Here is a 26,167-nt window from a genome sequence, read left to right as displayed (position 1 = left end):
TTTTACGACATTTTTGTTAAGATGTTGCATGTTAATCCCTCTTTTCTCTCTAAGTTGCCTATAAGTTTACACATCATTCATTCATTTGTCAATCGGATTTTGAATAATTAAACATCCGTCTCTGTAGCGTTACAATTGATGTGAGACCATAATGAAGTTAAGGAGGTGATAGTTATGTCAAAACTTCATCATACACAACGATACTTACCTCACGAAGTGATTACTCGTTTTCATGCTTGTAAACTATATGATACGAAAAGGTATAGTGTTTCCTTTGTTTGTAGACGCTATAAAATATCTAAGGCATCATTGATGCGCTGGATGAATTGTTATGATGGCACTATAGAATCATTAGTAGATAAATCTCATAGACCACACTCTAAGCACCCAAACTCTCATACAGACACAGAAATCAAATGGATTAATAATTACTTAAGACGCAACCCAAACATATCTATGATTGAACTTTACACCAAATTACGTATTAAACGTGGTTACTCAAGAAACCCCGCTTCTTTATTCCGTTTTCTTAGAAAACAAGGTTACTTCAAGAAAGAAAAGCCAAAGAAGAAACCCTATAAACCACAACCTTATGACACTCCTACTGAGTTAGGGGGTAAGTGGCAAATTAATGTAAAGTACGTTCCAACCGAATGCAAAGCAACTACTTTACCTCACGATAAGCAATTCTTTCAATATACAGCGATTGATGAAGCTTCAAGAGAACGCTTCTTATTCTACTATGACGAACAAACTGCTTACAACTCTGTTGATTTCATTAAACGAGCAATTAAGTATTTCAAGTATCAACCTCAAATAATTCAAACAGATAATGGTAACGAATTCACCTACATTATGAAGACTGATAAGGTTCATCCTGTAGATCAACTGTGTAATTCGCTTGGAATAAGACATCAACTAATCAGACCACGAACTCCACGACACAATGGCAAGGTTGAAAGAAGTCATCGTAACGATAATGAACGCTTTTATAGATATCTTAAGTTCTATTCTCTGAAGATTTACGTTATCAAGGGAAACAATATCTTAAACGAGCAAATAACACTGCAATGACGACTTTAGGGTATTTCACTCCTTCAGAAAAAAGAAAATCACTAAAAGAAGTTATATAAGTTATTCTTTTATTTCCGACACAATAGTTCCTATTACGACCCCAAACAGAAGTCCAATGGAGCTTCCAACAGGTATTGCGTATAAAATTTCAAATTTAAAAAACAATCCAACAAGCAATCCTAAAGCCGTTCCTATCATTGTCCCAAACGATATGAATAATGCTAATTTATTGTTATCAAACGAGTTTTGTTGTTGATTTTTTTTATCTTCCATTACTTTATTATGAAATCTGTTAACTCTCACCATATTATAAATGCAGACTATTAGCAATATGCTTATCAAAACTACAATAGTAAGTGATATAATAGAAACTATTCCAAAATCTTTATCAGATAGAAAAATCATGTAGCCTATCGAAGAGATTAAGGACAATATTGTTACTACAAGCACTCTATCGGTTGCTTTTTTTACATCCGTATCATTGTACAATTTGTTCATTACTTTTTCCTCCCCTATTAATAAATAGTCTAAGGAGACGTGATATAGAGAACTAATTAGAACAATACTTCTCAGGTCAGGCAAGCTTCTGTTATTTTCCCAATTAGAAATTGTCTGCCTAGACACTTGAATATGTTCAGCAACTTCCTCTTGAGTTAAATTAGCCTTTATCCTACTATCTTTTAACTTAGTTCCAAACTCCATATCTTCCTCCTAAACCAACTATATAAGAGAGTAAATGTTTCATCAATCTAAAATTCTTTTACATGGTTGTTTTGTTAATGTAAAAAAGCTTTTACACTACTAAACAATCATATCATAAATGACTTATTAAGAATCTAAGGATTAATCTATCATAATTTAGCACATAAAATTAAAATTATGGTCTCACATCATTGACAAGTCTACAATTTTGAATAATTAAACATCCGTCTCTATTGGATAATAAATTCAGAACCTTAAAGAGATTCTTCTCCTGCTGCTTCAGGATTTTTTAAATCATCGATCACATCGCCATTGTCAGCTTCCTCAGAAGTTCCTTCTGTTGTTTCTGCTTCTTGATTACTAGTTTTAGTTTCCTCTGTTTTTTCCTCAGATTTTTCCCGATGTATCGGCTGACGGACACTCTCCAAATGATCCATAAAATAAAGATCGATTTCTTGAGGCTCAGTGAAACTCACCCGCCGAACTTCTGTCTGATTTGAAAAATGTATTAGCGTAACGTCTGATGTCAAATTAAAAAATCGTTTCGTTTCCTTTATATCGTAGATCAAAGGGTAAACATAAACCTTTTTAGTCATCCCTTCCTTCTTTTTTTCATCTTGAATGACTTTTACTAAATTAGAGTAGTTTTTCCCATTGGGATCGACAAACAAAAGGGTGACTTCATTTTTATCAAGAATCAAGGGCTTGGCGCCTTGATAATCTACTGCAATAAAATTTTCTCCATCCACCAGACGTGAAGATAAAACTGAATGTATCTGCTTGTTTCTGATGTTTGCCCGAACATTTGGAACGACACCAAAACCTAACAGAAGAAACATGACCACTGTCAAGGCAATCAGGATATATCTCTTCTTCTGATCATCTAAATTGTTATTTAAATTTGCCAGTTTTTCTGACAATTGTTCTTTTAAATGTTTTATTTTATCCAATCATCTCACCTCTCACATAGCCTTAGTATACTCATTCTTTTAAAAAAAAGAAAGCACTTATCAAATTAAATTGGACATCCTTTTGATTTAACGATATATTTAAACCAGTCGAATTAGAAAGGGGGATTTCCCATGTCCTTTGACGGTTATTTTACACATGGCATGGTTCAAGAACTCAATCAAATCCTTAGCGGCGGTCGAATAGCCAAAATTCACCAGCCTTTTGAAAACGAAGTCATCCTTGTGATTAGAAATCAACGGAAAAATTTCAAACTGCTTTTATCTGCCCATCCCAGCTACGCACGGATGCAGATTACAGAAGTGGATTACAGCAATCCAGACAATCCTCCAAACTTCTGCATGATGTTAAGAAAATACCTTGATAGTGCAATTTTAGAGAAAATAGAGCAGATTGAAAATGACCGTATCATTCATTATTCATTTTCAAGAAGAAATGAACTTGGCGATCTGGAAGATATCGTACTGGTCGTTGAACTCATGGGCAGACACAGTGCAATTATTTTAGTCAATAAAGAAACGGGTAAAATTTTAGATTGTCTCAAACACGTCGGCCCTTCGCAAAACTCTTATCGTTTGCTGCTGCCAGGGACCAATTACATTGAACCACCAAAAAATGAGAATCAAAGCGATCCGTTTTTCGTAGATGAAAAAAAACTGTTCCATTTATTGTCAACCGCAGAAGAATTGACGCCTCATTATCTGCAGCAGCATTTTCAAGGTCTGGGATTTGATACTGCCAATGAACTTTGCTTTAGATTAACACAACGCAGTCAAGAAAAATTAAAAATTTGGCGGAATTTTTTCACGCCACAACAAGAGTTAGTACCCTCAATCTATGAAAAAGATGCCAAAGAATATTTCAGTTCTGTTCCTTTTACCAATCTGGGACATCCTGCCGCAACTTTTTCCAGTCTCAGTCAGTTGCTAGATGTTTTTTATGAAGGTAAAGCAGAAAAAGATCGTGTCAGACAACAAGCTGGGTCTTTAATAAAAAAAATCGAGACAGAATTTAAGAAAAATCAAAAGAAAATCAAGAAGCTGGAAAAATCATTAGCAGATACTGAATCTGCCGACACCTATCAATTGAGAGGGGAATTGTTGACAACCTATCTATATCTTATCAATCCGGGGGATCATGAAGTCACCGTAGAAAACTATTATGATAATAACCAGCCGTTAAAAATAGCCCTCCAGCCGGAATTGAGTCCCTCAAAAAATGCCCAGCGCTATTTCAAACGTTATAATAAGTTGAAAACCGGTGCAAAGATGATAAGAGAACAACTGGAAAAGGCCCGGCAGGAAGAAAATTATCTTGCTTCTGTGTTGTCACAACTGGAGATTGCCGCACCAAGTGATATCCCCGTGATTCGTGAAGAATTAATCGCCAGCGGTTATGTTCGTGAAAGACTTAAAGGAAAGAAAAAAGCAAAGGCCAGCAAGCCGCAAGTTTTTTATAGCAGTGACGGAGACCAGATTTTAGTGGGGAAAAATAATCTGCAAAACGATCAGTTGACACTGCGCACAGCAAAAAAAACGGATATCTGGCTGCATGCTAAAAATATCCCCGGCTCCCATGTCATCATCAAAAATGATGCTCCCTCGGAACAAACTATTGCTGAGGCCGCTAATCTAGCCGGATATTTTTCTAAATACCGTTTATCCAGTCAGGTCCCTATTGATTACGTACCAGTCAAACATGTCCGTAAGCCAAGCGGTGCCAAACCAGGATATGTGATTTATGAAAATCAGCAAACAATTTATGTCACACCGGATAAACATTTAGTCGAAAAACTTAAAAGCAGTTAATCATAAAATGTCATGGGCCCCAAAAGTTAGATTTTTAGTCTGACTGTTGGGGTCCATGACATTCCTGTTTGTTTCATGTTATTAAGCATCTGCCTTCATTAATTTGAACATCAACGCTTTCTGTGCATGAAGACGATTCTCTGCTTCCTGATAAATGATCGACTGAGGACCATCTATGACGCTGGCGGTAACTTCACTTCCCCGGTAAGCCGGTAGACAATGCATAAACTTGCAGTCTGAAGCGCCCGCTTGCATCATCGAATCATTGACTTGATAGTCCGGCAAGAAAACTGATTCTCTTATTGCTTTATCTTCTTCCTGCCCCATACTTGCCCACGTATCTGTATAAATAAAATCCGCTGAGCCTGTTACTGAGTCAGGATTATCAGTGATAGTGATGACCGCCCCCGTCTCTTTTGCCAGTTCTTTAGCTTGGGACACAATGTGAGCAGCGGGCTCAAAACCTTTAGGAGAAGCGACCGCTACATTCAAACCGACTTTCGCTCCGCCAATCAGTAAAGAATGTGCTACATTATTTCCATCCCCGATATACACTAGATTGACGTCGTTGAAGGTTTTTTTCCACTCATAAATTGTTTGTAAATCAGCTAGACACTGACACGGATGATGAAGGTCTGTCAATCCGTTGATGACCGGTATCGTGCTGTTTTCTGCTAATGCGGCCACCTCTGCATCTTCGTATGTACGAATCATGATGCTGTCAAGATAGCCTGACATTACATTTGCTGTATCTTTGATGGGTTCTCCCCGGCCTATTTGGGAATCCTGACTATTTAGCACGATGGCATGCCCTCCCAATTGCAACATACCAGCTTCAAAAGACAGACGCGTCCGAGTAGATGCTTTTGCAAAAACCATTCCTAATATTTTACCTTTTAAAGAATCAGCATAGTCCGATGGCTTTTTTTTCATCTCGACTGCCAACTCGATGATCTCCATTATTTGCTCTGTGGTCAATTCGGTCAAATCCAGTATATCTTTTCCATATAATTCATTTTTCATCTGCTTCTCTCACTTTCGTCAGCGTGTCTATTATTTTTTCCAAACCTATTTTCAAGTCTTCTTTACTGATGACTAACGGCGGCAGTAAACGGATGACCGACTGTCCCGCCCTGAGAACTAAAAGCTTTTCCGCTATCAAAGATGCCAAGACCGGCTCAATGCCTTCAGTCAATTCTATCCCTATCATCAAACCTTTCCCTCTGATTGATACCACATTCGGACAATTTTTTAGCCCTTCACGCAAATAGTTCAACGAAAATTTTCCAAGCTCCTCAACATTCCCTAATAACTCCGGTGTATCAATTAATGCAACTACCTTATCGGCTGCACTCAACGCTAATCTATTTCCTCCAAAAGTCGAACCATGGGTGCCTGGACCAAATGAAGCTGCCAGCGAACTTTTTGCCAGCATGGCACCCACTGGGATACCATTCCCCAGACCTTTCGCCAACGTCACAATATCTGGCTGAATATTATAAGTGTCACTGGCATATAAATTTCCAGTCCGTCCCATCCCTGTTTGAACCTCATCAACGACAAGAAGCAGTCCATGAGAGTGGCAGAGTTGTACCACTTCGGCAAGCCACGCCTCATCCGCTGGGATAACACCGCCTTCCCCTTGGATCAATTCAAGAAAAACAGCTGCGGTATCTTCGCTAATGGCTGTCTTCAAAGCTTGGCTATCATTGAACGGGACGTGGACAAAGCCTTCCACGATGCTGCCAAACCCGTCATGAATCGCTGATTGTCCAGTTGCTGACATACTGCCAAACGTACGGCCATGAAAAGAATCTTCAAAGGCAATGATTTGATTTTTCCCTGTGTGTTTACGAATCAGTTTGATAGCCGCTTCATTGGCTTCTGTTCCACTGTTGCAAAAAAATGCCAACATGTCCCGATTCCCGATTAATTTTTCAGCTACTTTCTCCTGCAGTGAATTTTGATACAAATTTGGGGTATGCCACAACAGCTCTGCTTGATTCTTTAAAGCTGAAACTAAATCTGGTTGGGAATAGCCAAGGTTTGCCACACCGATGCCGCTGGTAAAGTCTAAATATTTCTCCCCATCAGTATCATAAAGGTAAACATCTTCACCGTTGACAAATTCTATTGGCATTTTATTATAGTTTGGCAGCAAATAGTTGTTCTTCATACTCTTACCTCCACCCATGATATGGTCGTACCTGTCTCATGAATGCAATCAGTGATATGCACGTTGCGCACCCCTTTTTGTACGGCACTTACTGCATGTTCGACTTTAGGAATCATTCCGCCAGTCAGAACGCCATGTTTCAAATCGGCAGCCTCTTCCAGCGATAAATTATCTATCCAATCATCAGCTACTTTGATTCCCGGCACATCCGTCAGCAAATACAAAGACTCAGCTTTCAAACTTTCAGCTATTTTGCACGCCGTATCATCAGCGTTCACATTCAGCCATTGATTAAATTCTGTCAGTGCAAGCGGTGCGATAATCGGGATAATATCGTCTTTCAATAAAGTTTCAAAAAATGGTACATTTACTTGTGTCACGCTGCCCACATTGCCATAGACGGCTTGATCAACGTAATCACCAATCAAACAATGCTGATCGGCAGCATTCAGTCCCACGACTGGCAGTCCCTGTTCAAGAAACTGGTTAGTAATATTTGGCTGAACTTGTCCGATCAGCACCATTTTTGTGACATCCAACGCCTCTTTAGAGGTGACCCTCAAACCATTTACGATTTTTACTTGAATATTTAATTTCTGCATCATCCTGGACACGTCATTGCCGCCCCCATGAACCACAACGACTTGCTTACCTTGATTTTTCCAGAAATGGATTTTTTCAAAAAATTGTTTCGTCAAGTTTTTTCCGGCAACGCCGCCTAGTTTGACCACAATAGAATCTGTCATGTTATCTCCTCCGATTAAGTATGATATGCGGCATTAATATCAACATATTCGTACGTTAAATCGCAACCCCATGCTCGGCCCGATTTTGTACCAGTCCCCATATCAATGGTAATGACCACTGTATCCTTTTTCAGCACCTGTGCCATTTCTTCATTAGAAAAGTCGCAAGGCTCTCCTGCCTGAAGCACGTCAACATCGCCAATCGCTATTTTGATTTTTTCAGGTTCCACCTCTTCATCTGCGTAACCAATGGCACAAATGATTCTGCCCCAGTTGGCATCTTCACCGAAGATGGCTGTTTTCACCAGATTAGAACCAACAACTGTTTTGGCGATATGATTGGCACTTTTAACTGACCCACAGCCGCTCACCTGTACTTCAATCAGTTTAGTAGCTCCCTCTCCGTCACGTGCCACTTTTTTCGCTAAATCTTCCGTGACAGTCAAGAGCATCTCTTTAAATAATGAATAATCGGGATCAGACACCGTCAATGGCAGATTACCGGCTTGACCATTTGCAAGCACCATTACCATATCATTTGTCGATGTATCACCGTCTACTGTGATTTGATTAAAAGACTGGTCCACACATTCTTTTAGTGTGGACTGCAACAGAGTATCTTCAATACAGACGTCTGTCGTGATGAAGGCCAGCATGGTTGCCATGTTGGGATTAATCATGCCGGAACCTTTGGCCACCCCTGCAACGGTAACTTTTTTGTTCTGTATCACATTACTGACAGTTAATTCTTTTGTTGTGAGATCAGTCGTCAAGATTGCTTGATGAAAATTTTTGGGTTTTCCGGAAAAAGCATTGAGCAAGTCAATACCAGCAGCCATACTGTGCATTGGCAATTGCTTACCGATAACACCAGTCGAGGCAATCCCAACCAAGTCATTAGAAATAACCAACTTCTCCGCAATCATATTCAGTGTTTTTTGTGCATTAGCTAATCCTTGACTACCCGTACAAGCATTAGCTACACCTGAATTGACCAGTACCGCTTGAATTTTTCCTGAACGGCTGATTGTTTGTTGATTCACAAGTATAGGTGCCGCTTTAACTTTATTTGTTGTATATACTGCAGCTACTGTCGCAGGAACATCGGAATAAATTAGTCCCAAATCATGTTTTTTTCGCTTAATACCACAATGAACGCCGTCAGCATAAAATCCCTTAGGACTAGCGATTGTTCCCTTTTCTATGATATTCATTCCTCATTCTCCTTTGTTAAAAATATGATGGGACCAAATCCAGTCCATCGTCTTCAGGAAATCCGGCAAATAAATTTAAGTTTTGAATCGCCTGTCCTGCTGCGCCTTTAATTAAATTATCGATAACCGAAACGATCATCAACACATTAGTTTTCTCATTGTAGACCATGCCGATGTCGCAATAATTAGACCCCACTACTTGTTTCAGATCCGGCAGTCTTTCTTTCGGCTGAATTCTGACAAATTTTTTGTTTAGATAGGTTTGTTGATAAATATCGTGAAGATTGTCTACTGATTTTTTTTCTCTCAGCTGGACATACATCGTACAGAAAATCCCTCTGGAAACTGGTATTAAGCTAGTCGAAAACTGTATTTTATCATACGTTGCCGACCATGCTGTCAACTGCTGTGTAATTTCTGGAATATGCTGATGCTGATTGGCTTTGTACAGTGTCATATTGTCATGTGCATTGACAAAATGGCTGCTTTGGGAGAGGGATTTGCCTGCCCCTGACAGTCCAGATTTAGCATCGATAATGATTGTTTCTTCAATCAAATTATTTTGAACCAATGGAGCCAATCCCAACAATACCGCAGTCGCATAGCACCCGGGATTAGAAATAAAGCGACTATTTGCTGTTTTCTTAAAAAATTCAGGTATCTGATAAGTAAACTCCTTTAAGTAACGATAAGGTGCTGATTTTTTCTGATACCATTTTTCATAAAGTTTTTCATCCATGAATCGAAAGTCTCCCGATAAATCTATCACTGGATGCTTCTTGTCAACAAAATCAAGCGCTAGACGACTTGAAACACCAGAAGGCGTCGCAAGCAATACGATATCACTGTTGGCAACTATCCAATCGCTTTCCACAGGTCGTAAGAGCATATCTGTCACCCCGTCCGTATGGGGATAAATTTCTGAGAGCATCTGACCTGCCGCTGAATCACTATGCAGTGATGATATACGAGCATTTGGATGTTTATGCAATAACTTCGTTAGTTCCATTCCACCATACCCTGTAGAACCAATAATTGAGACATCCACATAATCACCTCTACTTATTTTTATTCATTATATATGCAACAAGATAGAAGGTCAACAAATATTTATACATTTTTTAATAAAAAATACATATTTCTGTTTATTTATACATAAAACTCATTCATACAAAAAAGAACGCCATCTAGATGTTATCTCTAGAAGACGTTCCTTAACTGTTAATAATTAAAAAATTTGACTCACACGTTACTCCACGACAACTGAACAATTTTATCGACAGAACGCCTTATTTCAATTTAACTGGCATCTGTCCAGACACTGAGAGTTCATGGGCCAAGACACTGACTGATTTTTCTAATACAAAACTAGAAGGCTCGTAGGTAAAGACGATTTCCTCAATATGTTCATTGTGAATCAAATCTGCATCATAAGGATTGCGCATGACAATATGCTTTGTTCTCACTGGTAAAGTTTCAGCTGCTGACACAATCCAATCATCTTTCATAACATTGACGGTGCAAAGCACTACCATCTCCACATTTGAAAGCAAACCAGACAAATCAGCGCCAGAATCAGTCAGCCCTTGTTTATCATATAAAACAACTTGAACATCAGACCCAAGTTTTTCAAATAGAGTAGAGAAATCATAGGAGTGACGGATATCTTCCACCCGGAGCATCCCCTTTTCATTTGGAAACAAGACCAAAACCTTGTCAGACATTGCTGAAGAATGATTGCCAGAACGCTTATCGACATACGTAAGACCTTTTTGATAGGTTTCATCTGCAAGGTGCTGGTGATTTTCTTTTTCAGATACTGTTAGGGTTATCGGTTCATCTTCCCAACTCACATACCGCTCTTTCAACTGACGAATCCGATCAATCGAAGCATGGACTCGCGAAACATCTAATTCCTTGTCAGCTATTTTCTCGGAAATATACTCCATCGCCGCTATTTGTTCTGCCAGCGTATGGGAAACCATTAGAAAATCACAACCTGCCAGCAAGGCTTGATAACATCCTTCTTGAACACCAACTGTTTTTGCTATCGCATCCATTTCTAAACAATCAGTTGTGACAACCCCGTCAAATCCGAGCTGCTCTCGTAGAAGTCCGGTTACCATTTTATGAGAAAGACTTGCAGGTCTTCCATCTACTGAATTAAACTGAATATGAGAAATCATGATGGTATCGCAATGATTCTTGATACCAGCTTTAAATGGTACAAGTTCAGTTTTTTCTAATTCTTCCTGACTTTTATCGATGATAGGTAATGACAAATGAGAATCTACTTGTGTATCACCGTGGCCGGGAAAATGTTTGAGACAAGATATGACTCCTCCAGCTTGCATACCTTTCATACTTGCCACTACCAAATCAGCAACTTTTTGCGGATTGTCGCCAAAGGAACGAACGCCGATAATAGGGTTTTCCGGATTGTTATTCACATCAGCAACTGGTGCCAAATTCCAATTAATACCGCAAGAAGCCAATTCTTTAGCTGAAGCTTTATACACGTTAGTTGATATATCTGTTTCACCAGTGGCAGCTAAAGTCATGCCACCAGGAAAACGAGTCAACAAGTCATCGATTCGTCTAACCACACCATTCTCTTGATCTAGGCAAATTAACATCGGTTCGCTGTATCCAGCATTTTTTGCTTCTTTTTGTAAATCTTCCGTCAATTGTTTCAACTGTTCCAAAGTTCCAATATTTCGATTAAATAAAATAACCGCCCCGATATGATACTCGTGAATCAACTGTTTAAGCGACTCTGTCATGGTAGTACCATCAAAACCAACAACAAACAACTGTCCAACAAGTTTTTTTATATCCACAAGCTTATGCTCCTTTCAGAGGGACTAGTTTGATATTGACATTTCCTGTCACATACGGAAGCAGTCCAAGCAATTCTGGGTGAAGGAACCCGATTTTATTTCCTTGCGGTGAAAACGACAAATCTTGCTTACAGAATTGAAGTTCCCCCGCATATCTGCCGGCCAAGTCATTCTGCATGATGATGTCTCCTTTATGCCGAGAACCATTATTTTCAGGAGAAATTCCCTGTTTCCTTGGCGTCATCAATCTGACCACTTGTTCTGAAACATCTTTACGACCTCGCAGCTCTTCTTTAAATAAATAAGTATAATCTGGGTGAAGAACAACAGGAAGTGTTAATACATTGTTATGCAAATAATCATGAATCCACTCCATTGTTTCATCGTAAACCATACTGTCCCCAATCATTATGCCGGTAGTATCTGCCGTTTGAATCAACTCAACAGCTGCAACATAAGGGTGAATGCTGCGATGTTTTTCTACGGTAGGCAGTCCTTCATACAATGGGAATCTTTTTAATTTATCCCCGGGAACAAAGGTAATAACTGGAATATTATATTTAGCAAAAACGCGGTTGGTCTGAATCACAGAGTCCAACGACAAACCGGTGTCTGTTTTGGGATAAAAATTATGTACCCCGATGATTTCTTCAATAGCAACGCCATGCGCTTGACATTTGTTGATATAATCTTCAGAAACCACACTTGCATTCAGCATGATTTCAAAATCTTGCTGCAGTTCTTTAACCGTATTCAAATCATCAAACCCGTAATCAAGTCTTAGTGCTTTGACTCCTAACTGTTTTAACGCTGAGAAATCCCCTGAATCGATTTCTAATTTTTCAAAGGTAATCGGGGAAACATCTGGTACCAGATGCATCCCGAATTTTTCACAGTAACCAAGCAGTTCTTTGATCTTAGATGTCGCCTGAGAAAGATCTTCCTCAGGGATATGCAAAGATGTAAAAACATATTTTGCACCATTTTCTGATGCGATTTTAAGATAATCTTCAGTCATATCTTGTAAATATACTGAGATTCCAAATAAGTAAGTCATGTGATGATAACTCCTCCTATTCCATTTCGCTTTCTAAAACAAGTTCCTGTTTCTCAAGTGCTTTAACAAATGGCGAGTAAATCAAGAAGCTGATAATCCAACCTGCTATGACAAACAACATCGCTGCCCAACTGCCGTTAGTTGACAGAAACGCCTTGATTGGTGCCGGAGTTATCCAAGGCACATTTAAAACCGGGACTGGAATCAAACCAATCGCTTGGAACACAGCTGAACTTATTGCAAGAACCAACGATGATAAAATAAATGGAATCATCATCAGCGGGTTCATCATGATTGGCAAACCAAAAATCAACGGTTCTCCAATATTAAACAAGGTTGCTGGAAGTGCCAATGCACCCAGTGCTTTAAATCTAGGCAGTTTAGAACGTGTCAACATGAATGCCAATGGGAACAAACCTGACCAGATATAGTTATCCATAAAGACACTAGTGAACGTGTAAGGCAATACTTCACCAGCTTGCATAGCTGTCTGGTTTGCCGTCATCATCTGTGTCCAAAAAGTACCTGCTACTCCAGAGACGATATTACTACCATGGATTCCCACAGACCACAATATCCGGTTTAGAAGTGTGACGATAATCATGGCAAAAGAAGAATCTCCTACTGTAACCAATGGTTCAAAAATACTGCTGATGATTTCACTGATATTGATATGAAGAACTGATCTTAGCAACCACCAGAACACGATAACAAAAAATGATGGGAACAATGATGTGAAAGCATTTGATACCATTTCAGGAACGCCGTCCGGAAGCTTCATAACAATTTTCTTTCTAACGAAAAATCGATACATTTCAACAGTCACAATTCCAACAATGATGGCAGTAAAAACACCCAAAGCTCCTAAAGCAGCACTAGGAACACCAGTAAATGAGCCAGGCTCTTTTGCTCCCTCGATTACTGTGGAAACAGTCTCTGCAGGGTTAACCAAAAGGAATGAAGCAACTGCCAAAATCATTGGCTGTACTACATCCATTTTTTCATCTCTGTTTTTAGCATACCACTCTACTAATGCATAAGATGTCGTGATTGTCGTATACAAAGCGATAAACGCTGTGCCGACTCCAGAAGCTTCAGCTAAAGTCCAACGAAAATCCCCTAAAAAATTCAAATATGTTTCACTCGGAAAGGAAGCAAGTAATAAAAACACAGAACCGATAATCAGCAAACTCATGATTCCAAGACCTGTCCGTTGAATTACCTGGATATACTTCATTTGGGAAAATCTGATAAGAGGTGGAGCCAATTTTGTTTCAATAACCTTTGTAAGTTTTGTCATTTCTTTTCTCCTTTATGATTGATAAATGATTTCGTTTCCAATTATACACTTTGTGGAATTAAATTTCAATACTTTTTTATCATTAATAAAACTAAGTTTCATTATGTGCGAGAAAACTGTTGTTGTTGATACATTTCCAGCATTGTGAATAGCTGTATTGCAAATATTAAAACTAACCATCTTAATATTTATATTCATACTCTTTGTCCCATACATAAACAAAAAATTCGTTTTCGGGATTCTGCACGAATGACTTTTTTTAGATTTTGTCTAATATTTGAACGTTTTTATAATCTTCTGTTTTTTTCATTTCTTTATCTAGACATTTATATTTTAGAAAAAGATGCCTACAATTCGTCTTATAAATACGAAATTCTTTTTATCATTGAATACAAAAAAACTCTACGCGAAGCAACAATGCCTCTTAGTAGAGTTTTATCTTTCAAAAAAATATCCATATTTATGCGTTAACCAAGAAGAATGAACACAAGATAAGACAAGATTAAATGACACCTAAATATTTCAATAAAACACTGATAGCCATGATCGAAATAATAATCAACGCAGAATGTTTCCCACTAGTTTTTTTCAATACATTATACACTATAATTGTAACCAGAAGTCCCAAAAAATTAGGCATGATTGTATCAAGCATTTCTTGAAGTTGAATAACATTTTCTCCTGCTGATATCTCAAGAATCGTATTAATTTTTACTGAGCTTGCAATCATTGAGCCCACTACCATCAATCCAACAACATTTGCCATGCTGGAAATTCTTTGTATTATCGTATTATCTTCTGTTTTTGTAAAGAAGTCAATCCCTTTCTCATATCCATAGACTAGACCAAAATATTTACCACCCATGTTAACTATATTAAACAAAACAAACATTAGAATTGGACCCAAAATACTGCCATTGAGTGCCAAAGATGCACCTATACTTCCTATAATCGGTACCCAAGTAAATTTTAATAAGCTGTCACCAATTCCAGCCAACGGACCCATCAAACCAGTTTTCAAAGCTATGACCCCTTCTTTGTCTTCTGGAGTTGTTGTTATTTCTTCCATTGCTGCAGAGATTCCTAGAATTATTGCGTTACCTACGACGTGAGAGTTATAAAAGGTATTGTGACGTTTCATCGCCTCCGCTAAATCCTCTTTATCCGGATAAAACTTTTGTAGAACCGGTGCAATTGCTCTCATAAAACCTGGTGCTTGCATCGTTTCATAGTTTAATGTTACACGAACACTTTGAAGTCGCCAAAATAATTTGTTCAAATCCTTTTTTGTTAATTGTTTTTCCATTACAAATCATACTCCTCTTCATTAGAAAAATCAGAAACAACTGTTTGAGCGGCCTGTTTCTTTAACGCTCCATTATGATTGCTTTGATCATGTAATAAAGCAAATGCCAGTGCTATTAGTGCTATTGGCAATACTGCCAAACTCAAGTATGATGATAAGACAAAGCCTAAAATCAAATAAATCCACATTTTACCTTCTTTAATCATCACGCTCATCAATAGAGCCATACCAACTGCTGGAATAATTTTTCCAGAGGCAGAAAGTCCGTCTAGCAAAGTGGTTGGTAATGAATCAACAATGTTCTGTATGGCACCGCTACCAAATTTAATAGCAATAAATGTTGGTGCAGCTCTAATAAAACCAATTAATAACATTGGGGGATAGATCAGCCAGTTAGTTCCTTCTACATCTGCATTCTCTGCCAACCGTTGTGCCCAAGGATTCAAAGAAACATTGATAGTTTCCCAAAGAATTAATAATTGTTGGGCTAAAATAGATGTTGGTACAGCTAAAGTAGTCGCAACCGCAATTCCCCCACCACTAGAAATAGCTAATGCACAACTAATAATTGAGCCACTCACAATATCTGGAGCCATATAAGCCCCTACATTACCAATACCCATCCACATTATTTCTAAAGTTGCTCCAATCAGCAGACCTTGTTTGATGTCTCCCATAATGATTCCAGTAACAAAACAAATCATTAACGGACGACGAAGCATTTGTGTTGTCGCATCGTCAACTCCACAAATAAAAGCCCATAATGTTAGTAACAAAGTAGTCATCTACACCAACTCCTTCAATTTTATTGGCGAATCATTGGGAACCATTTGAATGTTTATATCAATTCCGTTCGCCAATAATTTTTTAAACACTTTTCTTTCATCTTCAGTTACGGAAACAGCCTTTGTTAGCTGCTCTCTTTCCGGATTTAATCGCATACCACCTACATTAAGTTTTTCCATTTTAAAACCACCGTTGACAATCTTCTCAACATCATAAACTGAAGAAAACAACAACATTGTTGCACGATTTATCGGATTTTTCTGAATGATTTCCAAAAATTTCTCTGGTGAAAAAATTGCTAGCTTTACATTCGCAGGAGCCGTCATTTTTAAGACAGATGACTGAACTTGGTCTTCAGCCACTTCTTTATTCAAAATAATAATTTGTTCAATCCCATGTACGTTCACCCATGTTGTTACTACTTGTCCATGAATCAAACGATCATCAATCCTACAAAACTTCACATTCATCTTCATTGTTATCCTCCTTGCTCAATACTTCTGTTATATTAGTAAAACCAGATAAATATGTTTTCTCAAGATCTTCAGCAAGTTCATCAAGTGACATATGACGATTTAACAACAGTTGAATTAACATTGGTAAGTTTAAACCGCTAATTGCTAATATCTTGTCATTTTTTAGTACGATATTTCCACTCACGTTTGAAGGTGTTCCTCCAAACAAATCCACAAGAACTACCGTTCCTGCCGAAGTTTCAAGGCCGTCTAAAATAGATTGCATCTCCTCTATGGCTTCCTTCAAGTTAACATCCATTTCAACAGACAAACATCCACAGTTTTCTTGTTTTCCAACGATCATTTCTGCACTTTCTAATGCAGCCTCAGCAAATCTTCCATGGCTTGCGACTAAAACTGCAACTTCTTTCATCTGCTACATCTCCTCTAAATAATTATTCTTCATTTCTTCAATCTGACTTAACGATAACCCCAACTGGCTCACTGAATAATTTTCTATCGATCCATATTGTTCCTTTATATAATCTATCGTAGAAGTGATAAACACTTCTTTAGTATCCAAAACCGCCATTAAATAATCTAAATATCGCTGATTATCGGTCAATTCTTGATACATTTGTAATTTCAGTGCATTTCTTCGCTTTCTAATGTCACCAGTCAACATATAGTCTTTTACTACTAATTCTTCCTTTACACCGAGCAACAGCAACAATAGCATGGAGCCAAAACCAGTTCTGTCTTTTCCACCTCGACAATGCTGTATAATTGGAGCGTTTTCAGAACAAACGTAAACATGAATCATTTTTTTCAGTGCCTGAATCGACTCTGGACTATTCACCATATTCTGATAACTTTCAATCACTTTAAGGTCAGGATTTTCAAGATACCTCTCTTCAATTAATCCTTGCTCCAATGACCTAACTAATTTTTGATTTTCTGAATGAAGGTCAACCGCTTCAGCTGCTGCTTCAGAAAAACTTGAATGAGGATCACTGAGGATGGTTTGTTCCACGCTAGAAATTTCTCGATTAGGATTTAATCCTCTTTCATGGCTAGAGCGGAAATCAATAATTGTTTTTAAACCTATTTTTTTTAATAGTTCAACATCTTTATCCGTCAATTTAGATAATTGATCGCCTCTATACAACACACCCCATTTAGTTCTACGATTATCATTTGTTTCATATCCTCCCATATCCCTTATATTGATTGCCCCTTCCAATGGAAGAACACGTTCAGAAAATAAAATTGATGAGTCAGATTCATTTAAATATTTAAAGTAAGGGCGTCCCTTCTCAATAGGCGAATAAAAGCGGAAAATTCCTTTTATGTTTTTTCCCACCAAAGTATTAATTGTTTCTTTCTTAGGAGAAAATCCAACATACAGCGCCACATCTTGCTTTAGATCATTAATGATTTTTATTTCAAGTTCATCATTATTTCTCATCATGCTTGTATTTTCTAATACAAAAGGTTGTTTCAAATTCATACAAATCCCTCTCTTTCAACTATGTAACTGCTTTCAGTTTATCATTTGATATTAATTAACGCAATGATAATAAGTGAAAATAATTACCATAAAAGAGCATTTAAAAAAATGAAAATACGAAATAGACAGCAATAAATTATACAGTAATTGTAACAATCCTTTAGGGGATATAAATAAACTTAATCTAAAACTATCGATAATTATTTACATCTTTTTTTATTACGTTAATAATTATCCAAAATTGTTTCTCTAGTTTGAGTGAATTTTTCATGGAGTTCTTTATTTCCCAATAAAAGCGTCGTAATCACATCAATCAAATACACCATCGAAAATTGTGAGTTAATAAATTTTTGATTGTCAATAAATTTTGTACTATATACATATAAATCTAAATTACTTAATGCTGCCAAAGGATTTTCTGAAAAATTAGTAATTGAGGTCAGTATGGATCCATTTTTTTTTGCTTGTTTGAAAGAATCCAATACGCATTCTGTCGTACCTGAATTTGAAATAGCTACAAATAAATCCGATTTACTTGCAATGCTTCCCCTCATAACCATATCAATAGAATCAACATAACTGACAACGGGCAACCCCATTCTCATCAGCCTGTTGCTAAATGTTGATGCTGTAGTACCTGAACTATTTAATCCTATAATAATTATCTGATTGGCTTCAAGCAAAAACCTAATAAAAGTTTCCAACTTATTCATTTCAATCAGACTTTGAGTGTTTTTTATCACCATTTGATAGTAATTAAAAACATCTTCTGAAATTCCCTTAGTTTGAAATTGAACTTTCGGTACTGACAATGAATTAATTTGAAACTTCATATCTGAAAAATTTTTACAGTCAATTTTTTTTGCAAACCTTGTGACTGTAGCTGTTGATGTACCTGTCTTTAAAGAAAAATCTTTAATATTCATATTTTTTATTTCCGAGCTGAATCTCATGATATAATCAGCAACTTTTTTTTCTTGTGGTGATAAAAATAAATAGTCATTTTGGATTCGTTTTAAAATATCCATAACAGTCCCCTCCTATTGATAGAATAACATTTTCTAACTATAAAATCTAAACAATCTAAAAACAGTAGGCATTTAAAAAGAATATTCCGTTATTCTAAGTAATAAGATTAAAATATATTTAATTAGATACAAAAAAAGCCCCAACATTTTCTGTTGAGGCTTGTCACCTTGCTAACATTTGTACTATCTCACTTTAAACGGCTCAATAATGTCTTTTTGCTTCTCTGCTGCTGACTAACGCATTGACGAGGGATAATATCAGGGCAATCATGAACGCCGACCAAAAGCCGTCTACATAAAATCTTCCCGGTCCCATGATGAATGATGTCAACTGAAGCATTAAACCATTAATCACTAGACTGAACAGTCCCAAAGTCAAAATCGTAATAGGCAAGCTTAGAATATGTAATATCGGTTTGACAAATCCATTTAAAAAGGATAAGACAAAACTGGCTATAAAAGCAGTCAAAAAACCGCTGATATAAAGCATATTGGGAAACAAGTAAGCTAAAGCCATAAATGTGATCGTATTTATCAATAGGCGCTGAAAATATCCCATCTAAAAATCACTCCACTCATCTTCTTCGTCAACTTTTTCTGCTTCTTTTCTAGGTCGTTTTTCTTTACGTTCACCATAGTAGGCTTGATTGCCGTAGAATCTCGTCTGGTTATTTGGACGATAAGGTCCTGCAGCTGACGGAATGACTATCGACAAAATGATATATAAGAAAAAGCCCGGAAATCCTGCCGTGAAAAATGACAAGGCTAAGTAAATGACACGGATGATTGTTGGATCGATACCGATATACTCTCCGATGCCTCCCAAGACACCTGATACGACAATATTATCTCTTGATTTTGTTAATCGTTTCTTCATCAAACTTCCTCCTTTTAGCATCAGCTAAAGAAGGGGAACTCCCCTCCTTTAACTACTGATCTGTATCCTTCATATAGACAGTTCCCGTTGTCGTACTTAAACGGACATGGGTTGTTTTTTCCGGATTAAGTCGGCGGAACTGAAGCATTTGATTGGTTTTTTCTTTTCTCTCGCGGACAACTTCAAAATCAGTCAAACGATTTCTGATAGAGCCTGTGTTAGTCTTTGCCAAGCCTTCAATACCAATGGTCGTTGGTAATGCAAGCTTGATGGCACCATTAACTAGACTGACTTCGATTTTTTTCGTTTCTTCTGATTTGACGGTCATACGGATATCTCCGTTCACATTTGAGACGACAATGTTTTCGATAGTGGAAAGCAATGTGAAATCGCCATTCACTGAATCAGCCATGAAATCTAAAATATCAGATTCAGTCACCTTGACATTTCCGTTGACACCTTTTACCTCTAACATTGTAGCACGGAATTTATTAAAATTCATGTCTCCGTTAGTACTTTTTACAAAAGCATCATTTGCCTGTACCTCAGTAAAGGAGACATCTCCGTTTAATAACTTTACAGACACATGGTCATAATCCCGTTGCGGCAAGTAGAAAACCAGATCTGCTTTGATACGTTTGTTAGGAATTTGGAAGGAGATTTTTTCATCAGTCACATCAATTTGGCTTCTTTCCAAAAATGCTTCCAATGGTGTGTCAGCATCCATCTTTCCGTAAAGCTTGATATTCGACTCAACTTTCAAGTCCTCAGACTCCCAAGTTTTAAATACAACTTTTCCATTTGCCAATTTAACATCTAAAATGGATGCCGTAGTTTCTGGATAATAAAATTCGTGCTGGAAGCTGCTGGAAGTCATTCCCGGCACTTTAATATTGATATCTTTCCATTCTACGTTGTCATTGACAGTTTCACTTACTGTTTTAACCGTATCTCGGAAGAATCTTCCTAATTGTGAGCCGGCTTCACTCATCTTTTTACCAAATTTATCGCCAGCTTCACCCATTTTTTTGCCGAACTCATCAAAGTTTTTCTCCCAATCTTCAGGGATATCAAATTTTTGACCCCACTGCTCTGTTGATTCTTCAAACTGCTCTTTACGAATCGCTTTAAGTTTTTCTTCTAAACTTTCTTTGTCCACTTCCAGTTCAACGACTTCCTGTTTTAATTCGTTCAACTCTGTTTCCAAAATTTCGCGTTCTTTGATTTTTTCGTCTTCCAGTGTTTCAAGCTCCTCAATGGTGTTAATCACCATGATTTGCTCTTCTTTATCTTTGAGCTTATCAGCCAGCTCTTCCAATGCCACATTCACTGCATCCAATTCAGCAGAGGCCTTATTGGCTTCTGTGGCTAATTCATCTAAAATCTTTTCTAAACGTTCCTGATCGACTTTATCACTATCTTCGAAAAACTCTACATCACTTTTTTCTTGATCTGTTTTTTCCTTCTGATCATATTCAAACGTGTGCACGTTTTTCTTTACTTTGCTGGCTTCTTGATCCAGCGACTTTTCATCTTTTTCAGTTGCCATATTTTCTAACAATACTAAAGCTTCCTCAGAAGTAATAATCCCTTTTTTGACTAATTCGAATACTCTTTCGCGTTCATTCATTGTTGATAGCCTCCTTAGCTAAATATATCTATCTGACACTACCTATTATGCATGGTTTCCATCGAAATGTCATAGGTCCTAGGATGGATTTATTCTTAAGACCTTTAACAAATAAAATATTTTTCCCGTGTTATTTAATACAGATATACTCAGCAGGATGCCTTTAGTTGTAGATGGCCTTGATCGGATCCATCCGAGAAGCACTAAAGGCTGGAATAATTCCGAATATCACCCCTGTCATCACAGACACACCAGAAGAAATCAAAAATATCTGGGGAGTCATCACAGGGATTATCTCTATAAAACCACCTGCCAACATGGATAAGCTATAACCAATACCTACACCAATCAGTCCGCCTAAAAGGGTAATAAAGGCTGCCTCAGACAGAAATTGAAACAGAATCACTCTTGGTTTAGCACCTATGGCCCGCCGTATCCCGATTTCTCTTTTACGCTCTGTCACTGAAACATACATGATGTTCATGACGCCGATACCGCCCACTAAAAGTGAAATAGCTGTAATTGCCATTAAAAACATCGTCAAGCTGCCGATAGCATCTTCCATTTGTTTCATTTCTTTCTGATTCATGTCATTTTCAGCAAAGAATCCTTTGACATCTTGATGACTTTCTTCCATGATTCCGATAGCCTCAGCTAACACTTCATGTTTGTCCACACCTTCTTCTAATTTGAAATTGATGCCTTTGATTGCCTGACTTTTTGACAATTCATTGTAAGACGCACGAGACACCAAACTGCTGTCCACAGTAGTCCAGTCAAGGGCCATTGCTTCAGACTGACTCAAGCTTTCATAGCTGAATTTTTCCAAAATCCCGATAACTTTATACATGTAACCGTTGATCGACACTGCTTTATCAAGCAATTCTTCAGGGTTTTCAAATTGATTATCATAATCAAATAAACTGTGATTTAAGATGATCGCATTTTTCCCCACATCACTCTCATTGAAATCTCTGCCGCATAAAAAAGTTTTTTCTGCATTATTATTGGGTGCTACTTGAAGATAGGAAACAATATTGAAGTAATTCATTTGAACTTGCAAGTTGTCCCCGCCGTAAAAATTCCCGTATTCTGGGTAGATGGCTTTGACACCGTCAATCCCTTGAACTTTTTTCATATCAATTCTTGAAAAAGAAAAATCCGGTTCCTCATAATAATAAACACCTTCTTCGCTGTCCTGTTGCATCGTGTAATGCAATTTTACTACGTCAGTGTTCATGGCACTGGTAGAACTTAGAATTTGCTTTTTCATTCCTTCCCCTAGGGTCGAAATCGTGACGACTGAAGCAATCCCAATGATGATACCAACCATCGTCAAGAAGACTCTCAATTTATGGGCTTTCAGGCTTAAAAAAGTGCTGATGAATAAATTCCCTATCATTGGATCGCCTCCTCAAGAAATCTGCCGTCTTTCATGTAAACCACTCTTGTCGCATAACGGGTCAAGTCTTTATCGTGGGTGACCATGACAATCGTTTTTCCATGTTGATTCAATTTCTTTAACATTTCCATCACTTCAGTGCCCGTTTCACTATCCAAAGCTCCTGTGGGTTCATCGGCCATGATCAACAATGGATCATTGATTAAGGACCGGGCAATCGCTACACGCTGCTGCTGTCCGCCCGAGAGCTCCGTTACCTTTGATTTCGCTTTATCTCCCAAGCCTACAGCCGCCAAATACTTTTTACCCAATTCGTTTTGTTCCCGGCCGCTTTTCTTTTTTTCATAAACACAAGGCAGTTTGACATTTTGAATGACATTTAGTGAATTGATCAAAAAGAATTGTTGAAAAATAAAACCGAAATATTCGTTGCGAAATTCTGATTTTTTATTTTCTGTTAGTTTAGAAACATCTTGTTGGTTAAAAAAATAGCTGCCTTCTGAAATTCGATCTAAAAAACCAATAATATTCATCAACGTAGTTTTCCCGCTGCCAGATTTTCCCATAACCATGATGAATTCTCCTTGATAAATCGTTAGATTAAGGTTCTTTAGCACATGAAGCTTTTCTTTCCCGGCAGGAAAATATTTGTTGATATTTTTCAAGACAACTAAAGGTTCCTTTTTTTCACCGATTTCTTCCACTTCTTCTCCTCCTTACTCCTCATTTCCAGAAGGAGAAGATTTTTCTTCTGAAGCTTTTTCATCCAAAATATCCCCTTCTTTGACAGCTTTCTTCGAAGTCACAATAATACGATCCGCTGATTCAATTCCTGAAACCACAATCGTATTTTCTCCGACAGCTTCACCAAGTTGAAGTTCACGACGGATAACAGAACCAAAGTCATTGACCAAAACATATTTTTTATCTCCGTCTTCTTTGATTGCTTTAGTAGGAATTTCGACTTGTTTATCTTCTAAATTAATCGTTGCCTGTACGTGATAGCCGTTTTTAATTCCTTCAGTTGATTCAAGAGTCAGTTTCACCCCATAGTTTGACATTGAGCCGCCGCTGCCTTCTTGGGACTGCATCTCACCATCGCCTTCAAGCGGGTTATCATCGATATAAGAAATTTTCCCTTTGACTGCGATATTGTTGGAAATAACAGTAATTTCAGCTGGTTTATCAACAGCAATTTTAGGTAAGTCTTTTTCATTTACTTTTCCTGAAACATAAAACCCGTCCGATGTCAGGGTCAAAATAGGTGTGTTCTCTTCTTTGACTTCTGGAATGGACACACGTCCTTTAAATTTTGCTGTTGTCGAGAGGTGCTGCTTTGTGGAAAGATCATTTAACTGTTTATTTATAAAGAAAATCTCTTCATCCACTGAATCGATTTCTGATTGATATTGTTCGTCCAACGTGCCTCCTGTCGCCTGTTGTTCTTCTGCGGAAGCATTATTATAATTATCGATGGCACGTTGCCATTTCACTAAGACATTTTCCCGTTTAGTATAATTCCGTGATAACTGATTGTTCAATTCCTCTAGTTCTTTTGTAACTTCTTTATCTTCATAGACGTATAAGACCGTTCCTTCTTCGACCACATCTCCATGGTTTACTTTGATAGTCGGTTCGCCGCTTATCCTGGTATCTTTTGAGAAAGCCTCCATCTGATTAGGTTGCACAATACCATTGATGTAGACTTGCTCCACATCAGGAACCTCAAAATATTCAATCCCGTACTCGTCTTCCAAGGATTTCGAAGTCTCTGCTTTAGGGGCATTCCCATTGACAACCTTTAGCACCCCAAAAATCACTACTATTACTGCGATTAAACCTCCTATACCAATCAACCATTTCTTTTTCGTCATTTTTCCCTCTCCTTTTTAAACAACTCATCCAATATTTTAAAATTTATCCTCGAGCAAGCAGCCATTTGAAGAATATTTTTAAAGTCTTTTTGTTCGAGACACCCTTTTAAAAAAAGAGCCTTTCAGAATCTTATTTTATCACAGGTAATAACGTTAAATAATCAGACCTTAGTCTCAATTAAACTGTCATTGGCAAATAATCAACATATATCTGGAAAAATCCATAAAAAAATCCTAAAAAGAACCACCTTTTTAGGAAAGACTACTTATATCATCTAAATAATATCCAACTCTTTAAATTCACTTAAAATCTCCACATCGCGAGACACACTCACAAAAGCATTAGGGTCCGCTTCTTTCATAATTTCTTTAAGGATTTCCATCTCATAGTTTGTGATGACCGTAATCAATACTGCTCGTTCTTGTTTAGTATAAGCACCGATGGCGTAGCTGATGACCGTGATCCCCCGTATCAATTGTTCTTGAAGTTGGGTGGAGACTTCCATCGGATGCTGGGTAATAATCATTACTTGTACTTTTTTATGTTTAACATAAACTAAATCTGTTGCTTTAGCGGCGACAAAAATTGATAGGACACTGTAAAAAGCGTGGGGCCAGCCGAAAATAAAACCTGCCGTCAGCACAATGATCCCATTGATAATCATAGAAATATTTCCGATGCTCTTGCCGGTCACTTTTCTAAGGCTCAGAAGAATGATATCCATCCCGCCCGTAGACAGGCCATGTTTCAAAGCAAACCCTAAGGAATACCCGCTGAGAGCCCCTCCGAAAATCGCACAGATGATCGGGTCCTTCGTTAGTTCAAGACTTGGCGTGATTTGAATCGCAAAAGAAGCAAAGGTGACACCTATCACTGTAAACAAAACAAATTTCCGATCAACTAAAAACCATCCCAGAATAAACAAAGGCACATTGAGGGCATAATAGACGAGCGAAATTGGAACTGGGGAGGAGGTGATTCTTTCTAAAATCGTCGTGATGATTTGTGAAGCTCCCGTTATTCCCCCTGCATAAATATTCCCATTCCGCCAAAAGACATTTAAAGCCAAAGAATATAAAAAAGCGTAAATAACTAAAACAAACAATTTTGTTGCATAATCCTGTAATTGATTTCTATATTTTAATAATAGTCCCATGATCGTCTCTCTCTCAATTTATTAGTTCCACTTCTTATCATACACTCTCAAAAATGCCGTTTCAATCACTTTTCAATTTCTTCCAGCAGAATATTCCAATAGACTATATTTTTAACGACGGTCAGATTTTTATCTTGATGATCTGCAATTCAGCTGCTTTTTTAGATAATTATAAAAAAATATCGACTGTCATCGTCAAAACCCATTGAGACCAGTCTCTTCTACAAATCAAGCTTTCATAAAAAGTGTAAAATTT

General features: G+C 37.6%; 24 protein-coding genes and 1 pseudogene. 2 read left to right on the top strand and 23 right to left on the bottom strand.

Annotated elements, in window-relative coordinates; translation table 11 throughout:
• The first annotated feature begins 174 nt into the window (after window positions 1-174).
• Window positions 175-1,133: pseudogene (locus CBF29_RS04485) on the top strand (DDE-type integrase/transposase/recombinase).
• A 1-nt stretch (window position 1,134) separates the two neighbouring features.
• Here CBF29_RS04485 and CBF29_RS04480 read toward each other — a convergent pair.
• On the bottom strand, window positions 1,135-1,776 hold the full coding sequence (locus tag CBF29_RS04480) for a helix-turn-helix domain-containing protein (RefSeq protein ID WP_126807802.1): 642 nt from the start codon (window positions 1,774-1,776) through the stop codon (window positions 1,135-1,137).
• Between the two features lie 254 nt (window positions 1,777-2,030).
• Entirely contained in the window at window positions 2,031-2,726 is a 696-nt protein-coding gene (locus tag CBF29_RS04475; RefSeq protein WP_126807800.1) for a hypothetical protein, read from the bottom strand.
• 132 nt (window positions 2,727-2,858) lie between these two features.
• Here CBF29_RS04475 and CBF29_RS04470 point away from each other — a divergent pair, with 132 nt between their 5' ends.
• Window positions 2,859-4,553, top strand: a complete 1,695-nt coding sequence (locus tag CBF29_RS04470) for an NFACT RNA binding domain-containing protein (protein WP_126807798.1) — start codon at window positions 2,859-2,861, stop codon at window positions 4,551-4,553.
• A gap of 81 nt (window positions 4,554-4,634) precedes the next feature.
• Here the strand turns inward: CBF29_RS04470 and argF are convergent, their stop codons facing one another.
• From argF to CBF29_RS04365, 21 genes are all read right to left on the bottom strand, one after another.
• Window positions 4,635-5,576, bottom strand: a complete 942-nt coding sequence (gene argF, locus CBF29_RS04465) for an ornithine carbamoyltransferase (protein ID WP_126807796.1) — start codon at window positions 5,574-5,576, stop codon at window positions 4,635-4,637.
• Window positions 5,566-6,729: an acetylornithine transaminase gene (locus CBF29_RS04460; RefSeq protein ID WP_126807794.1), complete on the bottom strand. Its 1,164-nt coding sequence runs from the start codon at window positions 6,727-6,729 to the stop codon at window positions 5,566-5,568. Before CBF29_RS04460 ends, argF begins: the two co-directional genes overlap by 11 nt.
• Complete coding sequence (gene argB, locus CBF29_RS04455; RefSeq protein WP_126807792.1) at window positions 6,726-7,475, bottom strand: acetylglutamate kinase; 750 nt, start codon at window positions 7,473-7,475, stop codon at window positions 6,726-6,728. Before argB ends, CBF29_RS04460 begins: the two co-directional genes overlap by 4 nt.
• 14 nt (window positions 7,476-7,489) lie before the next feature.
• Window positions 7,490-8,689: a bifunctional glutamate N-acetyltransferase/amino-acid acetyltransferase ArgJ gene (gene argJ / locus CBF29_RS04450; protein WP_126807790.1), complete on the bottom strand. Its 1,200-nt coding sequence runs from the start codon at window positions 8,687-8,689 to the stop codon at window positions 7,490-7,492.
• Window positions 8,690-8,705: 16 nt separating this feature from the next.
• Window positions 8,706-9,737: an N-acetyl-gamma-glutamyl-phosphate reductase gene (gene argC / locus CBF29_RS04445; protein ID WP_126807788.1), complete on the bottom strand. Its 1,032-nt coding sequence runs from the start codon at window positions 9,735-9,737 to the stop codon at window positions 8,706-8,708.
• A 241-nt stretch (window positions 9,738-9,978) separates the two neighbouring features.
• The gene (nagZ, locus tag CBF29_RS04440; protein WP_126807786.1) at window positions 9,979-11,529 is read right to left on the bottom strand and encodes a beta-N-acetylhexosaminidase; all 1,551 of its coding nucleotides are present in this window, start codon (window positions 11,527-11,529) and stop codon (window positions 9,979-9,981) included.
• A gap of 4 nt (window positions 11,530-11,533) precedes the next feature.
• On the bottom strand, window positions 11,534-12,586 hold the full coding sequence (locus CBF29_RS04435; RefSeq protein WP_126807784.1) for a MupG family TIM beta-alpha barrel fold protein: 1,053 nt from the start codon (window positions 12,584-12,586) through the stop codon (window positions 11,534-11,536).
• Between the two features lie 16 nt (window positions 12,587-12,602).
• The gene (locus CBF29_RS04430) at window positions 12,603-13,886 is read right to left on the bottom strand and encodes a PTS sugar transporter subunit IIC (RefSeq protein ID WP_126807781.1); all 1,284 of its coding nucleotides are present in this window, start codon (window positions 13,884-13,886) and stop codon (window positions 12,603-12,605) included.
• A 502-nt stretch (window positions 13,887-14,388) separates the two neighbouring features.
• A complete protein-coding gene (locus CBF29_RS04425) occupies window positions 14,389-15,192 on the bottom strand; it encodes a PTS system mannose/fructose/sorbose family transporter subunit IID (RefSeq protein WP_126807779.1) in 804 nt (267 codons plus the stop codon).
• Entirely contained in the window at window positions 15,192-15,977 is a 786-nt protein-coding gene (locus tag CBF29_RS04420) for a PTS mannose/fructose/sorbose/N-acetylgalactosamine transporter subunit IIC (protein WP_126807777.1), read from the bottom strand. Before CBF29_RS04420 ends, CBF29_RS04425 begins: the two co-directional genes overlap by 1 nt.
• A complete protein-coding gene (locus tag CBF29_RS04415) occupies window positions 15,978-16,454 on the bottom strand; it encodes a PTS sugar transporter subunit IIB (protein ID WP_245987267.1) in 477 nt (158 codons plus the stop codon).
• Entirely contained in the window at window positions 16,429-16,866 is a 438-nt protein-coding gene (locus CBF29_RS04410) for a PTS sugar transporter subunit IIA (protein WP_126807775.1), read from the bottom strand. Before CBF29_RS04410 ends, CBF29_RS04415 begins: the two co-directional genes overlap by 26 nt.
• 3 nt (window positions 16,867-16,869) lie before the next feature.
• Complete coding sequence (locus CBF29_RS04405; RefSeq protein ID WP_126807773.1) at window positions 16,870-17,943, bottom strand: tyrosine-protein phosphatase; 1,074 nt, start codon at window positions 17,941-17,943, stop codon at window positions 16,870-16,872.
• A gap of 224 nt (window positions 17,944-18,167) precedes the next feature.
• Window positions 18,168-18,971, bottom strand: a complete 804-nt coding sequence (locus CBF29_RS04400) for a MurR/RpiR family transcriptional regulator (protein WP_126807770.1) — start codon at window positions 18,969-18,971, stop codon at window positions 18,168-18,170.
• Between the two features lie 202 nt (window positions 18,972-19,173).
• Window positions 19,174-19,530: a phage holin family protein gene (locus CBF29_RS04395; RefSeq protein WP_126807767.1), complete on the bottom strand. Its 357-nt coding sequence runs from the start codon at window positions 19,528-19,530 to the stop codon at window positions 19,174-19,176.
• Complete coding sequence (locus tag CBF29_RS04390; RefSeq protein ID WP_126807764.1) at window positions 19,531-19,848, bottom strand: PspC domain-containing protein; 318 nt, start codon at window positions 19,846-19,848, stop codon at window positions 19,531-19,533.
• Between the two features lie 52 nt (window positions 19,849-19,900).
• A complete protein-coding gene (gene liaX, locus CBF29_RS04385; protein ID WP_126807762.1) occupies window positions 19,901-21,478 on the bottom strand; it encodes a daptomycin-sensing surface protein LiaX in 1,578 nt (525 codons plus the stop codon).
• Between the two features lie 163 nt (window positions 21,479-21,641).
• A complete protein-coding gene (locus tag CBF29_RS04380) occupies window positions 21,642-22,880 on the bottom strand; it encodes an ABC transporter permease (protein ID WP_126807760.1) in 1,239 nt (412 codons plus the stop codon).
• Window positions 22,877-23,575, bottom strand: a complete 699-nt coding sequence (locus CBF29_RS04375; RefSeq protein WP_126807954.1) for an ABC transporter ATP-binding protein — start codon at window positions 23,573-23,575, stop codon at window positions 22,877-22,879. The genes CBF29_RS04380 and CBF29_RS04375 overlap by 4 nt, the downstream gene beginning before the upstream one ends.
• Before the next feature lie 21 nt (window positions 23,576-23,596).
• Entirely contained in the window at window positions 23,597-24,754 is a 1,158-nt protein-coding gene (locus CBF29_RS04370; protein ID WP_126807758.1) for an efflux RND transporter periplasmic adaptor subunit, read from the bottom strand.
• A 275-nt stretch (window positions 24,755-25,029) separates the two neighbouring features.
• Window positions 25,030-25,911, bottom strand: a complete 882-nt coding sequence (locus CBF29_RS04365; protein ID WP_126807756.1) for a YitT family protein — start codon at window positions 25,909-25,911, stop codon at window positions 25,030-25,032.
• Between the last annotated feature and the right edge of the window lie 256 nt (window positions 25,912-26,167).

Source organism: Vagococcus elongatus, assembly GCF_003987645.1.
Classification (GTDB): Bacteria; Bacillota; Bacilli; order Lactobacillales; family Vagococcaceae; genus Vagococcus_A; species Vagococcus_A elongatus.
This window is presented reverse-complemented; position numbering and strand designations above follow the sequence as displayed.